The 16,868-nt window shown below is 34.6% G+C and carries 8 protein-coding genes and 2 tRNA genes; all 10 read right to left on the bottom strand.

What is annotated here, in order from left to right; genetic code table 11:
• Window positions 1–87 precede the first annotated feature (87 nt).
• The gene (locus ACTG3Y_RS05545; RefSeq protein ID WP_439151928.1) at window positions 88–936 is read right to left on the bottom strand and encodes a glycoside hydrolase family 16 protein; all 849 of its coding nucleotides are present in this window, start codon (window positions 934–936) and stop codon (window positions 88–90) included.
• Between the two features lie 27 nt (window positions 937–963).
• A complete protein-coding gene (locus tag ACTG3Y_RS05540; RefSeq protein WP_439151927.1) occupies window positions 964–2,892 on the bottom strand; it encodes a carbohydrate-binding protein in 1,929 nt (642 codons plus the stop codon).
• Window positions 2,893–2,904: 12 nt separating this feature from the next.
• Window positions 2,905–6,078, bottom strand: coding sequence for a glycosidase (locus ACTG3Y_RS05535; protein ID WP_439151926.1), 3,174 nt, complete (start codon window positions 6,076–6,078; stop codon window positions 2,905–2,907).
• 156 nt (window positions 6,079–6,234) lie between these two features.
• Window positions 6,235–7,155 carry a glucan endo-1,3-beta-D-glucosidase gene (locus ACTG3Y_RS05530; RefSeq protein WP_439151925.1) on the bottom strand — a complete coding sequence of 307 codons (921 nt, stop codon included), beginning with the start codon at window positions 7,153–7,155 and terminating at the stop codon, window positions 6,235–6,237.
• 10 nt (window positions 7,156–7,165) lie between these two features.
• Window positions 7,166–8,764, bottom strand: coding sequence for a hypothetical protein (locus ACTG3Y_RS05525; protein ID WP_439151924.1), 1,599 nt, complete (start codon window positions 8,762–8,764; stop codon window positions 7,166–7,168).
• Window positions 8,765–8,775: 11 nt separating this feature from the next.
• The gene (locus tag ACTG3Y_RS05520) at window positions 8,776–10,239 is read right to left on the bottom strand and encodes a RagB/SusD family nutrient uptake outer membrane protein (protein WP_439151923.1); all 1,464 of its coding nucleotides are present in this window, start codon (window positions 10,237–10,239) and stop codon (window positions 8,776–8,778) included.
• A 7-nt stretch (window positions 10,240–10,246) separates the two neighbouring features.
• A complete protein-coding gene (locus tag ACTG3Y_RS05515; RefSeq protein WP_439151922.1) occupies window positions 10,247–13,270 on the bottom strand; it encodes a SusC/RagA family TonB-linked outer membrane protein in 3,024 nt (1,007 codons plus the stop codon).
• Between the two features lie 237 nt (window positions 13,271–13,507).
• Window positions 13,508–16,315 carry a triple tyrosine motif-containing protein gene (locus ACTG3Y_RS05510; protein WP_439151921.1) on the bottom strand — a complete coding sequence of 936 codons (2,808 nt, stop codon included), beginning with the start codon at window positions 16,313–16,315 and terminating at the stop codon, window positions 13,508–13,510.
• A gap of 335 nt (window positions 16,316–16,650) precedes the next feature.
• Window positions 16,651–16,735 (bottom strand) — tRNA-Leu (locus ACTG3Y_RS05505).
• A 44-nt stretch (window positions 16,736–16,779) separates the two neighbouring features.
• Window positions 16,780–16,851 (bottom strand) — tRNA-Gly (locus ACTG3Y_RS05500).
• Window positions 16,852–16,868: the final 17 nt, after the last annotated feature.

Below are 16,868 nucleotides of genomic sequence, written 5' to 3'. Positions count from 1 at the left end.
ATTTTCTAAATACTATTTGTTTAGATAGTGGACAAAAAGGTCATGATTTCAAATTCTTGACCTAAAAGTCTTAGTGATTATTAATCATTAATCAGCAGAATACACTCGAATGTAATCAACAAGCATTTCTTGAGGAAATACCGTTTGAGCATTTGGTGAGCCAACGTAATTTCCACCAACAGCTACATTTAAGATGATAAAGAACTCATCATCAAAAACCCATTCACCAGGAACATCACTTCGGCGTATTTGATTATATAGCACATCATCTACATAGTAATTGATGTAATCTTCAGACCATTCAATTCCAAATACGTGGAAACCAGTATCAAAACGATCGCCATCTAATTCAAATGCTTTGGTAACAGCATTACCTGCGGAGTAGCCAGGACCATGAACACTACCGTTTATTATGGTAGGCTCCTGACCTCTGTTCTCCATAATGTCAATTTCCCCAATTTGCGGCCAGATTTCTGTTCCTTCATTATCGTCGCCTAACATCCAAAACGCTGGCCAAAGCCCTTGTCCCCATGGCAATTGAATTCTTGCTTCAAATCGTCCATATTTTTGTTGAAATTTTCCTTTGGTTTGGATCCTCGCTGAAGTATATGCTGAACCTTCAAACGACTCTTGGCGAGCAGTTATTTTTAACATACCATCTTCAATGACTACATTTTCAGGTCTATCAGTGTAATTTTGTAACTCATTATTCCCCCAGCCAGGTAGCCCAATATCTGAGCCATTTCCTAAGTCATAATTCCAAATATTAGGATCAAGTGATCCTGCGGTATCAAATTCTTGAGCTAAAGTAATATTATTAAAAGTGGTTACTTGCTGTGTTTCATCTGAATCACATCCAAAAAACATGGCTACAGATAACATTACAAATAAACTCGAGTTAAAATGATTTCTTTTTTTTATTATTCTCTTTATCATAATATCGTTATTTTATTTTTTATAATTCTAGTTAAGAACCTGTATATCATCAAAATAGTAGGTTGACCCGTCACCTGGTAAATCCACAACGAACTCAAAAAATACTACTATTCTAACAAAATCTGGAGATGTATCTAAACTACTAAAATCCCATTCTAATTCTTCCCATTCGTTATTAGTAGTCGTTGTTGCATCGAGTTCTATACCTGCTGAATTATCTTGATTTTCTAATCTAACACGTATTGGAATACCAGATTTTGGAGACCACACCTTCATTCGAAGTTTTTGTGATGTAGAAAAATCTATTGCAGCATCTAAATTTAATGCTGTACCAGCAAAAAACTGCGCACCAGGTGTTTTTGTAGACCTCATAACTGTGGCAGTAGGGTTAATTCCTGATTGATCTGGATTTGCTTCAACAGCAGAATCTGCACCTTCAAAGCCTGCAAAGTCATAGGTTAAACTAGATTCAAAACCTATAGGTAATTCAACTTGTGTTGCACCAGAGTCATCTACATTAGGGGTTGGATCAACCACTTCTTTATAGTAATAAATATTATCTACGTATATATTAGATATTGTTGCGTCAGACACAAAGAACAGAAGTCCTAATTGATCTCTTATACTTAAGCCGTTAAATTCACCAAGAGGAATATCAAAACTTACCCATTCATTTGATATTAAATCAGAGGCAGCAATAGTTCTAGTACCTGAAATTTCATTAGCTGTTTGTACACCATTAAGTATTTCTAATCTGATAAAATCGTTAGAATCAATGGCTTCTTGAACATTAATATCTACATGAAGATGCGTCATTTGGGTGGCATTAACAGGCGCTACATTTAAGAATGTCCCAACACCAACAAAATTTAAATCAGTATAATTAATAACTTGATTTCCTCCAATATTTAATGGTGGTGCACCTCCTTGAGTTGTTTGAAAAGGAGCAAAGAATCCATTGTAATAATCAACAGGAACATTGTCATAGGCATCACTAAATAGTGAAATGACATTTTCAGGAGCTCTATCTGGAGTTGGCGCCTGAGTAAATTCTCCTAAAGACTCTAAGGTTAAAGAACCTTCTACATCTAATCCTGCCAGTTCTGCTGTAATAATAGCATCGCCACTACCAACAATAGACACTTGACCTGAATCATCTACTTGAGCAGTCAATACATTTGATGAACTAAAATCAAAATAAGCAGGTGCAGGCACTACTGTAACGTCCTGTCCATTTTCTAAATTGAACGTTTCCTGGAGACCGCTAATTGTTCTGCTCGAACCAATAAAGGTTTGCTCAACAAGATCTTGCCCTTCTAACATTGCTGGTCTTGGTTGTGCTACAGTACCTGTATTTTCAAATTTGATTTCGTCTAACCAAAGTATATATCCTGAACCACCAGTACCTTGAGTTCCTGCTGCATACCAGAACATTCCTCTCTCTTCTGTTAATTTTGAAGCATCTGGAATTGGAATGGTGTATTTTGCCCAGTTTGTACCAATGCTCACATTATTAAGGGTCACTTGGTGCTTGTTTTGAATAAAGTCTTGACCAAAACCAAATGCATCTACACTTACTCCTTGTGATGCTTTGGCCCAAAAGGTGAGCGCATCATATCCTGTTAAATCTCTACCAGAACCATCAACTCTAAGTATAGCTCCTGCATAATTACCTGAAGGATCATTTGCATTAGGCACATCTATGCGATAGGATGCAGAACTCTCATAGCCTTCTTCGTTATCAACTGAAAAGGCATCAAACTTTGAATCGCCAAAAGGCTTATAAAAGTCTGTACCCATACCAACAAAATTGTCTGTAAATATTTCACCAACACTTGAGAAGGTTGACTCATCAGAAGGATCTGGATTTAAATCTCTCTCGCATCCTAAAGCCAGAGCTAAAACTGCACCTGCCAAGAATACTTTATTTAATTTTATAATTCTTATATTTTTCATCATTTGCTATTTTTATTTGCCAATATTGATATGTACGTATGTTCTAATTTCCCATTCTGAGCCATCAGGGAATCCAACAGGACTCAATGGTGGATCTTCAAATTCAGGTGCTTGTAGAGGTGCATATCGTGGTGAAAATCTATCTAGCGAACGCCATGTTCCTCTTATTCCTATTGTTGTACTTGGCAGCACATACCAGTCTGGTTTTCCTAAAGATGTTGATATATCTAACATAAGTTGTAATGGAAACGTTAAGTTGAAATCTCTATGATAATCAAAAGGTCCCCAATCATTAACTTTTAAATGTGTTTCTAATTTCATTTTTCTGTAAATAGCTCTTATATCTCCACCAAAGCGTTTTACTAACCTCTGGCTATCACCATTAGCTTGTCCATTTCCATAATAAAAGTTACCAATTATACCTAAATCAGATGATACTTTAGAAACCATTCTTGAATGTACTTCCCATAAATCTTCTGCTGGTGCAGAATTTGGAAATGCAAAGAATGTACGATCAGCCTGAAAACCGATATGAGCGTCTTGTGCAGTAGGATATCTACGATATACAAAACCTAAATTCATTGCAAATTTAGCATCCTCAGATCTATCATTATCCCATTGATACATCCATGTGCCAGGTGTAGGATCATATGTAAATAAAATTTCACCAGCGGTCATTTCTCTATTACCGCCTCTTACCGCAAAAGGATCATCAATAAAATTTCTCAATCGTCCAGGAGCACCAACACCGTTTGGCATTGGATCTACTAGAGGTTTTTGCCACATAAAATTCGGTGCAATCTGAAAATTATCAAATGAATATGTAAGACCAGTTAAAAAGTTACTTACATTACCGCTTCCGCTATCTCTTAATCTCCAACCAGTGAATGTTTGTGTTGCATCTGCACCACCATTAGCGACAAGACCCATAACCGCTCCTTGTGCATACCAATTAAATTTACCACCTTCATAAGTTAATTTTGCTTTACCTCCCCAATTATCGTCGCTTCTAATTTCATCGTCATAAACTACTCCATTCTCAAAATATTGAAATGTACTACCATTTAAAGGGCTTCCTCCCCAAATACCACCAAGTGTAACACCAAATTTTCCAAGTTCTCGTTCTACAACTAAGGTAGCTCTTTCTGTTGGCCATGGTGGAATTACACCACTTCGTAGTTGGTTTTGATCTAATTCTCTTCGTCCATTAGAGTCAAATGTTACGTCAGTTTCCAAATCTCTATGATAGATACCAGTAACATCAAATTTACCAACCTTTCGATGATATTTTAATAGTGCTGTTGGATTTGCTCCCCACCATAATTGTGGTCCAAATGCTGCTTTTAATCCTTCTAGAGATCCTTTTCCGTCTATTTCTAATCCTAAAATTTCACCACCATAAATATCTAAATTAGGTCCATAATTAGCTTCAGGATAAAGACCAAAGAAGTCTCCCTCGTATTGCCAGTGATAATGACCAGTTCTGTAAAAACCTCTTAAATCAAAATCCTTAGCGTTCCATTCAAATTCTGCCTGATAAACATTTACTCTATTAACATCATTTTCAACAACTTGTTGATTATTATTATCTAAAGATATTACTGGTCGTGCTCTATTTTCATAGAAAATTTCATTAATAGGGTTTTCTGCAACTTTTCCAATTACATTAAAGGTTGCAGTAGCTCTTACATTAGGAGCAGGATTTCCTTCTACACCAATAAAATAAGATTGCATATGATCAAAACCTAATTGATTAGGGTAACTATTAGAATCTGGATCAGGATTATCTGGTGTCGTTATTAAACTACCACCTGTGTTGAATGTTGTAAAATTTGCAGTTAATCGACTAAGTCTAATTTTTTGTACATCATTTCCTCCTAAAGCGGCTTTATCGCCTCTTGCTCTAAGTACATGATCCATTAATTGGATATTAGTAAAATGATTCGTTACGAAATCTGCTGTCACTCCTTCGCCATACGGATTAAGAGTATGAGCCTCCTTTAATGCATAATAGGCTGCTCTTGGATACAGTTGATATAAACCACGCTCATTTGTAGGTCCTTTTGCACAAATCCCAAACCACTCTTCATTCATATTATTTTGTCCTGGCGCTAAATCAATTGAATAACCACCATTTGCCCATGATGCATTATTATCGTGAACATCAGCATTCTCTCTGTCATCAAAACCAAATTTCCACCATCCATCACTAAATTGAAACGTGAATCCACCAATTGAAATTCCTGTTTTACCAAGACCAGCTGCATGCTGATAAATCTCTTTCCAGTTTTGCACCATATAGTATGCTTGAGCTTTTTGATCTTCTCTGTTTTCTTTAGCATTAAAAGCGTCAGCACCAAATTCAGTAAACATCAAAGGCATGTCTAATTTCTCTTTTACGACATCGAACATATCTGTAAAGGATGCACCTCTATACGTGTTTGTACCATAAATATCGACATCTTTACACTCCTCTGCAATAATATCTATGAAAAGTACATCGCCATTACAAATTGCAACTGGATGAGAAGAATCAATAGCTTTCATTGCTTTTGCTGCCTCATTCATTAACTTATACATTGGTCTTCCACGCTTTTCACCAATGAATTTCTTTTCTTCATCATCATCTGGAAAATCTTCAGTTTCGGCACCTTGCCAAAACAGACCATAGTTATTCTCGTTGCCTAAGAGGTACATTAATAAACCAGGAGTGTCTTTATATTCACTAACCAGATTATTAACCTCACTCATAAGAAAGTCTTGAGTAAACTGATCATCATAAATTGTGACTGGAGTCCAAACTCCATTTAATGTAAGTCCATATCTACCAAATGAATGATTAAGCATCGTGTAAATACCATAATTCTCGTATATATACTGAATCCATCGTGCAGGGACACCAGTATATTGACGAATTACATTTACTCCCATATTTTTTAGAAGTGACATTTCAGTATCTAATCCTGCTTTGATTATATCATCAGATTTTTTCCAGAAATTTGCATCGATAGTATTTGTACCAATTGGAATATAATCCCAATTCATACCATTAATAATAAAGTCTTCTCCATTAACCACTAACTTCATTCCATCGGCATTTTTAACAACCGATACTTTATCAGCTTGAGCATATGAAACCGTAGAGATCAATAAGAAAACAACGAGTTTTAGAAAATTTTTTCTCATAATTTATTAATTTGAGTTTATTTAAAGTTGTATAAATGCTGATTTACATCTATTAATTAAAATAAAGGTTAGTTCGTTAACTAACCTTTTGCTATTCTATTCTTCTGATCTATTAATTAAAATAAAGGTTAGTTCGTTAACTAACCTTTTGCTATTCTATTCTTCTGCGATTAAGATAAAACCCCAATCGAACTCTCCATTACCATCTGTAGATCTCAAAATCATTTCGTTTGCAGACCTCGACTCTATAATATATGTATGATCACCTCCAATATAATATCCAAGAAATCCAATTCCTGTCAAATTTAAGGTCTCATTTCCGGCAGGTGCAGTAATGAACCATTGTTCTTGATAGGTTTCATAGGGGTAATTTTCAATATCAGCACCATTTACGTTACCTGTGCCTTGACCATTAAGTTCTTCGATTAAACCAGCCCTACCAAACACTTCACCATCCTCACCTACGTCATGTGTAAATGTTCCATCTACATTGAAGGTATAGCGATCGTCATACATACCAACACCAACCTTATCGTTGGGATTTGCTCCATAAAACTCATTGAGTATCCCTCCTACAGGACCAAGACCAAAATGACCCGGAGTATCATTTGCAATTCGCCAAGTTCGAGAACTATCGTTTGTTAACATAGTAATCAATTCTGCAGGTGGCTCATATAATGATAAAACTTGAATATCGATAGTTTCTACAGTTGACACTCCACCTGGACCAAAAGCTATAGCAGTAATCGAATAGGTGTTTTCTCCCAGTACTGCAAAATTGTAAGTCTGTTCTCCACTTGAAGCAACAGACACAGCACCATTATAGATGAATTGATAATATATTGCGTCATCTGCAGTAGCATTGAGTTGAACTCTTCCACTACCTAGTCCTGGTGCTTCAGATGGACTATCGTTTTCATCAATTATACCATCATTATTTGTGTCATCGAGATATGTCACTTCAATATTAAGATTTGAAGGCATAGTCAATTCACCAAAAGAAGCATCATCTTCTTGACAACTTATCATAAATACACTTATGACAGCTACAGTTATATATTTTAAATAATTTTTCATTTTATAAGACTTATATTTTAACTAATGTATATCTCCAAAAAATTGTAGCGTTAATAAAAACCTCTACCACCATTCTGGTATTACTATCTGTAATTTCTACCACATTATATGTTATACTGGCTGGAGCATTTGCAGGGTCACTTATTTCTGCTCCATTGATAGCTTTAGGAAGACCTAAGTATGCCCCAACGCCATTAAGTGTTAGCGTGTTAGCGTTACTATCGTAAGTGTATGTTGCCGGATTAGAACCGTCATGTGGTGCTACTGGTGCACCACAAGAATCACTTCCGCCTTGCCATCCTTCGATCCAGGTTTCAGCACCTAGAATATTATTAAATGATCCATCTGAATTAAAAACATACTGATCATCGAAATAACAAGCTCTATCAGTTGCACATCCGTTACCAGAATTACAATCAAAATAAACGGCACCTCCTTCTCCAACTAGAAAACCTTCATTTTCAGACATTACCCAAGTCCCTTCTATAGGAGAAGGATCTGATACTTTCTCTAAAGTATATCTCCAAAAGATTGTGGCATTGATAAATACTTCTAACACCATTCTTGTATTGTCGTCTGTAAGCTCAACAACATTGTATGTAATACTTTCTGGAGCATCAGCTGGATTACTTATCTCAGCTCCATTTATAGCTTTCGGTAAACCGATATATGCTCCTACTCCATTAAGAGTGATAGTACTTGCATCAGTATTAAAGGAATATGTCGCTGGGTTAGACCCATCATGTGGTGCTACAGGTGTGCCACAAGAGTCACCTCCGCCTTGCCAGCCTTCAATCCAAGTTTCTGCACCTAAATCATTTGTAAATGCACCATCTGAACTAAAAACATAAAGATCATCGAAATAACAAGCTCGATCTGAAGCACAACTATTACCTGAATTACAATCAAAATAAACCGCTCCTCCTTCTCCTACTAAAAATCCTTCATCCTCTGACATTTTCCAAGTTCCTGCGATTGGTGAGTCACCAAAAACCTCAGTAACCACGAAATTCTCTTCAATATATTGAGCTGGTTCACTTGCAGCACTAAATGCCGTCACAGTTATAGTATAAGTACCAGACTGCTGATACTCATATGTAATTTCTTCACCTATTGGTGCAGAAACAACATCATCATCTCCTTCCAATTCGCCAAAATCAACTTGATAACTAATTCCAAAATCTGCCGTAGCATTTACATTAACGGTATTTGACAGAATACCGTCATTTTGTATAGTTACCGCTAAATTTTGAGGTGATATATAAATGACATCAATAGACCTCTCTATTTCGGTTGTTAGTCCATTAATTGCTATAGCCGTTGCAATAATAGTAAAATTACCTTCGGCATAAATATGATCTGCGCTTTCTGTAGGGTTAACGTTTTCAGGCTCTGAGCCATCACCAAAATCAATAGTATAAAGCGTTGCTCCAATTGCCGTAGGCGTTATGGTAATTAAACCTGTATTATCTTGAGTTGCCCCAAACTGTATGTCAAATTCTGAAGGAGCTTCAACGCTATCTAGGTAAAAGGTGTCTCTTTCATCCTCTTCACAACCTATAAAGGCTATAAAAAGTAAACTAACTAAAATTAATTTTATATTTTTCATGTCTAATTTTTTTAATATCCTGGATTTTGGTCCCATTGGTTTCCTGCTAGCTGTATTTCTACCAAAGGAATTGGGAATAATTCATGTTTACCACTTTGAAACCCATCAATTTCTGCAGCAGCTCTACCTGTTCTTACTAAATCGAAAAAATGATGTCCTTCACCAACTAATTCTACACGTCTTTCTTGGTAAATAGCATCAGTTAGTGCAGCACCTGTTGCACTTACATTATTATCTGAATTACCAAATGCACGTTCTCTAACCCTGTTAAGGTAATTTTGCGCTCTAGTATCACTAATCCCTCCTCTATTTAAAGCCTCCGCTGCCATCAATAGGACGTCTGCAAAACGTATGGCTCTGTAATTGTTTGGATTAGTTAAATTTGCATCTCCTGTATTTAAATCTCCTTGTCTAGAGATGTATTTTCTGTTATAATAACCTGTATGCTCAAACCCTTCTGTGTAAGTCGCCCCTGTATCTGCAGCCCAAGCTTCTATATCTAAAATCGCTGTTTCTAATCTGTTATCTCCATCTTCAAACTCATCAACAACCTCTTGCGTTGGCACATTAAAACTAAAACCTGACTCAAATACGGGTCCGTTATAGGTTCTTATTCCATTAAAACCAACTGCTACATTTCCTTCACTACACTGCAAGCAACCAAAACCTGCTCCTTCTATATCTGTATATTGTACTTCGAAAACCGATTCTATATTGTTTTCATTATCGTTTTCGAACATTGTACTATAGTCTGTAAGTAAATCGTATGGTCCATTGTCTATTAAATCTTCTAAAACCGTAGCTGACTCGCCAAACTTTTCCTGATATAAATAAACTTTTCCCAGAAGTGCCTGAGCTGCGCCTTTTGTTACTCTACCCGTTTGTGCCTGTACATAAGGTAAGTTATCTGTAGCAAATATTAAGTCAGCTTCAATTTGTTCATATATTTCGGCTTTTGGTGTTCTATCTATAGAGAATTGATCACCAAACTGTAATCTTCTATCAACCACAAATGGTACATCACCAAACCACTTTACAAGCTCAAAATAATAATAAGCTCTCAAAAATCGAGCTTGAGCTAAAACACCTTCTTTACCTGGAAAATCAGTTTTATCCTGAAATTCCATAATATAATTTGCTCTGTTAACACCTGCATACATCCAACTCCATATATCTCTTAGTTGCTGGTTTATTGGTGTATGAATCATATCATCTATTTCTTGAATACCAGGAACATCATTTGCATTCTCGCCACCTGCCAAAGTATTATCTGAAGCAATTTCGCCGAGCATAACATTTAAATAAGTTGATTGTAATAAATCATAAGCCGCAATTAGTGCTTGCTGGTAATCTTCTTCAGAATTAAAATAATCTTCAGAGTTTTCGTTATTTGATTTTACATCTACAAAATCATCACTACAAGAAGCCATGATAAACAATGTAATAAATATGTATTTGATTTTTAAATTTTTCATGGTCTTATTAAAATTTTAAATTCATTCCTAATAAATATGTTCTTGGATTAGGATAAAATCCATAATCAATTCCTCCTCCAATAGGTTCACCAGTAGAGGCTGTTGGATCGTATCCGCTATATTCTGTCAATGTAAACAAGTTACTTGCAGAAATATAAAATCTCAGTTTACTTAATCCCCATTTTTCTGCAGTTTCTTGAGACAATGAGTACCCTAGTTGTACATTTTGTAATCTTACAAAAGAACCATCTTCGACATAAAAATCTGAGAACAACGTATTATTTGTAGCTCCAGTAGTAACTCTAGGGAAGCTATTACTTGTTCCTTCTCCTCTCCATCTATTTAAGTACTGAACTGTTCTATTAGTTAGAGGTAAGTTTCTTTCGTAATTTCTAACGATATCATTTCCTAATGATGCGAATGCATAAGCACCAAAATCAAAATTCTTATAATCAAAAGTAAGATTAAGACCCATTGTCGCATCTGGTATAGGATCACCGATATTTGTTCTATCATCATCATCAATTACTCCATCTCCATTAATATCTACAAAAATAAGATCACCTGGTTGTGTATTATTGTTTAATATTGGGGAACTATCTACTTGCGCTTGGTTTTGAAAAATTCCATTAGTTTTAAAACCTCTAAAGTATCCTATTGGTTGCCCTGCTTCCATTCTTGCCGGTGCATCTTGTCCAATACCAAACGCTCCTCCTGGTATAAAATCACCAGAGTCACTTACCGAGATTACATTATTGTCTATGGTTGTTATGTTATACTTAATGCTTAGTCTGGCATCATTACCAAATTGTTCTGTATAACCAATTGAGAATTCCCATCCTTTATTTTCTACGATACCAGCATTAATAAATGGTGAACCAGAAGCTGGGGCACTTGCTCCTAAGATACCTGAAACTGGTGGAGCAACAAGCAAGTCTTCTGTGCGTCTTTTAAAATAATCTACTGTAATATCAAATCTGTTATCCCAGAAGCGCATGTCTACACCAAAATCTAAAGTTTTTTGTTTTTCCCATTTTATTTCTGGGTTGGCAATTGCACCAGGTGTAGTACCAAAGGTTAAAATATCATTAAACACATAAGCCCCTTCACCATCTAGTACAGATACAAATCTAAAATCTCCAATTCTATCATTTCCTAAAATACCATACGATGCTCTAAACTTCAAAAAGTTAAGAAATGTACTATTTTCTAAAAACGCTTCGTCTGAAGCAATCCAGCCTAGTGATCCTGAAGGGAAATATCCGAATTTATTTTCCGGACCAAACTTACTTGAACCATCACGTCTTATAACGGCAGACAGTAAATATTTACCATCAAAATCGTATTGAAGTCTTGCAAAATAAGACAATAGTCTGGCATCAAAACGTGTATCTACATTTGGAAATAAATTTTGAATGACATCAGCATTTTCTACCCTTGCATCACCTACATAATTGCTTGGTAATCCTTGACCCACAAATCCTGAAAAGCTACCTGTACTTTTAAATACAGATGTACCTAATAGTACATTAACATTATGTAAATCATTAAAGCTATTTTCATATTTTATAAAGGCATCGAACGTATAATCTCTGAAGAAATTTTTTGTCTCTACCACACTATTTCTTTCTAATAAGTCAAAAACCTTATCGACCGTACCTCGTATACCGTAATCTGCTAGTGGAGAAAATGTTCTTCCCTTCACTTGTGCGTAGTTAAACTGATAGCTTGCCTGAGCTGTAAAATGCTCTAAAAAGTTATATGATAAATTAATGTTACCGTTTAATTTATCTACCAATCCTCTATTGAAGGTATTGCGAATCTGAGCATTTGGATTCACGACTTCAAAACCGAGATTATTAGCAGCATCATTTGGTCCAAGGTTTGGAGCCATATTTATTGCATTAAAAAGAACAGAACCAATACCTGTTTCCGGAAGTGTCCTTCTTACTGTATGTGTCCAGGTTATACCTGCACTTAACTTAAAATTATCCAAGAAATCTAAACTGTAACTACCTCTTTTGGTTAATCTGGAAAATTTAGCCTTGTTTCCTCCTACAATTCCATCTTGAGTTAAGAAAGAACTTCCGTAGGCATATGTAGACTTTTCACCACCTCCTTTTAAGGTAATAGCATTGCTAAAAATCGGTGCATTTTCAAATACTTGCCCTTGCCAATCAGTTCCTTTACCTAAGCCAGACACATCTGGGTATGGAAGTGGATCTCCATTAGCTGCAGACGCTTCATTCAGCAAAAGCGCATACTCTGTGGCATTTAATAACGGTAACTCTCTTGTAGTTTCCTGCACACCACCATATACATTATATTCTACTGTTAATGGCATACTTTTTCTACCAGATTTTGTTGTGATTAATATGACTCCGTTCGCAGCTCTAACACCATATATACCAGCAGTTGCATCCTTTAAAACATTAACAGTTTCAATATCATTAGGGTTAATTACACTAAGATCTTCCACAACTGTACCATCTACTAATATTAACGGTCTATTATCACCATTAGTAGAAATACCACGAATACTGATAGTCGATGCCGCACCTGGTGAACCTGAGTTTGACACTATATTAACACCAGCAACTTGCCCTTGTAAAGCTTGCTCAATTCGTGTTGGCTTTAACGTTTCAATAGTCTCACTTGATACTACCGAGACAGCGCCAGTAAGTTCCTTTTTAGTTTGGGTTCCATACCCAATAACAACAACCTCACTCAATGATTCCGCATCTTCTTGCAGCATTATATTTAAAGGTTGATTATTAATCACTGTTACTTCTTGAGTTTGAAAACCAATATAAGAAATAACTAATACTGAATTTAAAGGCACGTCGTTTAAGGTGAAATTACCATCGAAATCTGTCGATGCACCTCGAGAAGTATTCTTTAAAATTACATTAACACCTGGCAATGGTTGACCAGAAGATGCTTCTGTAACCGTTCCAGTAACATTTACATTTTGCCCATAAGAAACCAAACTAAAAATGAAGGTTGCGAGCAAGAGAAGTTTAATTTTCATAATAAGTTGCTTTGTTAATGCAACTTAAAAATAAAGATTAAAGAATCCCTAAAATTTGACTATACAAAAAACATACATTTTAAAAAATAAAGACATATTTTATTGAATTCGCATTATAAATAGCTTCTTTACTGCAATTCATGAATGATAACAAAATATTAACCTTCCCTTAACTTTTATGTTAAAATCACAGCGCGTATAGGAAATGTATAGGTAGTTTTTATGCTTGTATAGGTATTACAACTCAATTATGTAGTTTGATAAGCTCTGATTATGCTCTAATCCCATTTTTTTACGCAAACGATATCGCTTTACTTCCACACTTTTATGAGAAATATTAAGTAAAGGAGCTATTTCTTTTGACGATAAATTTAATCTTAAATACGCACACAATCTTAAGTCGTTTGGTGTTATAGATGGGTGTAAATTTTTAACCCGTTTCATAAAGTCCTTATCCACATTATTAAAAGCCTCTTCAAAGAGCTTCCAATCACTTGTGTTATTAAGGCTGGTATTAATTAATCTTATAACATCTTTAACTTCAGTCATAGACCTACTTTTTGTCAATTCTACCTTAATAACATTCAACAACTCATTCCTTTTCACAATATTCATGGTAGCCATTCCGAGTTCTCGATTCTTATTTTCAATATCCAACTTCAGGTTGTTATTTTTAAATTCGACTATTTGTCTTTCACTCTCTAGCTGCTCCAATTCTAGTTCTCTTTCCTTGTCAACAATTAATTTTTGTTTTTGTCTTTTATAATATCTCTTATTAAAAAAGTGAATAAAGTACATTATACAAATTCCTGACAGGATGTAAATCGCAATGGCTAAAGGCTTTAAATACCAAGGTTTTTCTATTGTAAAATCATAAGAGATGGTATTGTTAGACAAAACTCCATTAGATTTTGCTCTCGCTTTAAACACATAATCTCCATGTGGTAAATTCTCAAATAACACCTCAGGATTTGTTGACCAATCACTCCAATCATTATAAATCCCTGTTAACCTGTATTGATAAAGTGTAGAGGTAAGTTTATTATAATTAGCAACACTATATTTAAACTGTATGTTGTTTTCTTTATGGGCTAATTCCACAGATTTAGATAAATCCACCGGTATTAATTTACTTTGTAACGAACCATATGCAATAGTATTTAAAGCTATGTTTCCAGAATCTAATTCTAATTTATTTAAATCTATAATTATATAACCATCTGTTGTACCTATCAAATAATTATCATCGTCTGAATAAAGAATGTTTTCGTAGCCCGATTTTGTCTTGCTGAGTTCACCGGAAACAGGTATAGAATTAATTAAGGGTTTATCAGACAATTTACCTGGTTCTATGTTGAAAATCTCATTAATTGAAAAACCCCATAATCTATTACCTATTTTATCACTAATTAATTTACCTGATAAATACTTATCATCACTGATTAAATCACTTAAAATACTATCTTTTACAAATGAGTTTCTATTTTCTTTATATCGGAATATACCATCTTTAAATCCATATATAATTTCATCATTATACTTACAAAGACTTGATTTAATGCCCTTATCTACAGATAATTTTTCATATTTCTCAACCCTATTGAACTCATCATCTAAAAATAATTTATAAACGCCTTTATGCTCATGACTAACCAAAATTTCATGTGCGTCTGACAATTCAACAAAACGTGAAGAAATATCAAAACCTTGTATTTTATTTCTATAACTCCACTTATTATTCTTTTGTTCTAACACAGTTAATCCTTTATAATTACCCTGTAACAGCAAATTTGGATATCCTTCTATAGTTTTTATTGACCACGTTCCTTTTGCAGCAGCAATCAATTCGACATTTTTATTATCTTCTATTATAAAAGTACCATTATCGTGTCCACAGAAAAGCGTATCATCAAAATTCTCTAAAGTCCATACCTGTCCCTCAGTTCCTTCTATAAACCTAAAATTAGAATTAGGGTCTAATGATTTATAAAACAACCCTTGATTCGTTCCTATGTAGAGAAATCCATTTTTCTTTGCTGAAGCATATACTGTTCCTAAAACACCTTGTTTATCCTTGTAAACCCGATATGGTGAATTTAAATTTACGGTATTTAATCCGTCATCTAAACCGAGCCAAATATTACCAAAACTATCTTCCTTTAAGGAAAGTACTGTGTTATTGGTTAAACCCATTTTCTGATCTATTCTCAATACAATATTTCCATTTTTATCCAATTGAATGATACCGTTGGAAATAGTTCCTATTAAAAAACTTCCATCAGCCAATTTGATACTGCTATAAGCGCTAACTTTAGTCAGCAACTGGTCTGCAGTTATAGCCCATTTAGTAATCAAATTATTCTGATACAAATAAAATCCATGATTCTTGGTTTGTAATAACAAATTATCATCTTTACTATAAATCCCAACTAGCTCTTTATTTTGAATTTCCGAAGAATTGATTATTAGTTTTTCCTGACCAGCTTTTATTTTATAAATTCCGTCATTATCCTTTTGAAAAAAAATCGTTTCATTGACCTTAAAAATCTTAGTCAATCTGGTTTCCGAATTGATTATCTGAAAACTTTCATCTCTAGTATTATAAATATAGATTCGCTCCAAAGATTGGAAAAGTACATACCCTTCAATATTGATTATACCCCAAAACTCCTCATCTTCTTTAACTGTAAATTTTTTATTTTTAGAAAGTGAAGTGTAGGTCAGATTTCCAAAGTTATCTTCTATCCAATACCCAAAATCCATATAACCTCCGGTGTAAATCTTATCTGCTACAACGTTAATAGATCTCAAAATACCTTCATTAGGAGATTTAAATAAACTCCAAGAAGCACCATCATATTCTAATAAGCCTTTATTATTAGCTATATACATAAATCCATTTTCAGCCTGATCTATAGACCAATTTTGATTTTCTGCATTGTAATCCTGAGGTGTAAATATTTGTATTGGAGGAATTTCTTGTGCCCAGGCTAATGTCACAAAAATGAAAAAAAGGAGAAATAATTTTTTTCTAATTAAAGCCATTGGTGATTATCTTAAATTAACATGTTAAAATAAAAAGATATTACCTTAACATCGATGTTAAGGTACTAATATAGGTAAATAAAAGGATTAATTACGGTAATGTAGTGTTGCCGAATTATAACTTTAGAATAAATTCTAGTTTCTGTATAAAAATTATAAAACTAAAAAAGCCGAAACTTTCGTTTCGGCTTTTCGTATGTACACTCAATTGACCTGTTCTCGAACCAAACCATCCATATATTCAAAAAATTAGCTGAGCAAAATTCGGATTAAAATCTAAATCGAAAACAAAAAAATATTCCCAAGGATAAAAAATTATTCTTGGGAATAAAAAGTACTGAAGGCGGGACTTGAACCCGCACGGCCATAATGGCCATTGGATTTTAAGTCCAACGTGTCTACCAATTCCACCACTTCAGCATCAAGATTACATACTGTAATCTATATTGGTATATTTTGTATAGAGCGAAAGACGGGATTTGAACCCGCGACCCTCACCTTGGCAAGGTGATGCTCTACCCCTGAGCTACTTTCGCGTAGTCTTTTTAAAGAA

The sequence above is a fragment of the Winogradskyella sp. genome (assembly GCF_965656915.1).
Taxonomy (GTDB): Bacteria; Bacteroidota; Bacteroidia; order Flavobacteriales; family Flavobacteriaceae; genus Winogradskyella.
The sequence above is the reverse complement of the archived record's forward strand: the minus strand, read 5'-3'. Positions and strand labels throughout refer to the sequence as shown.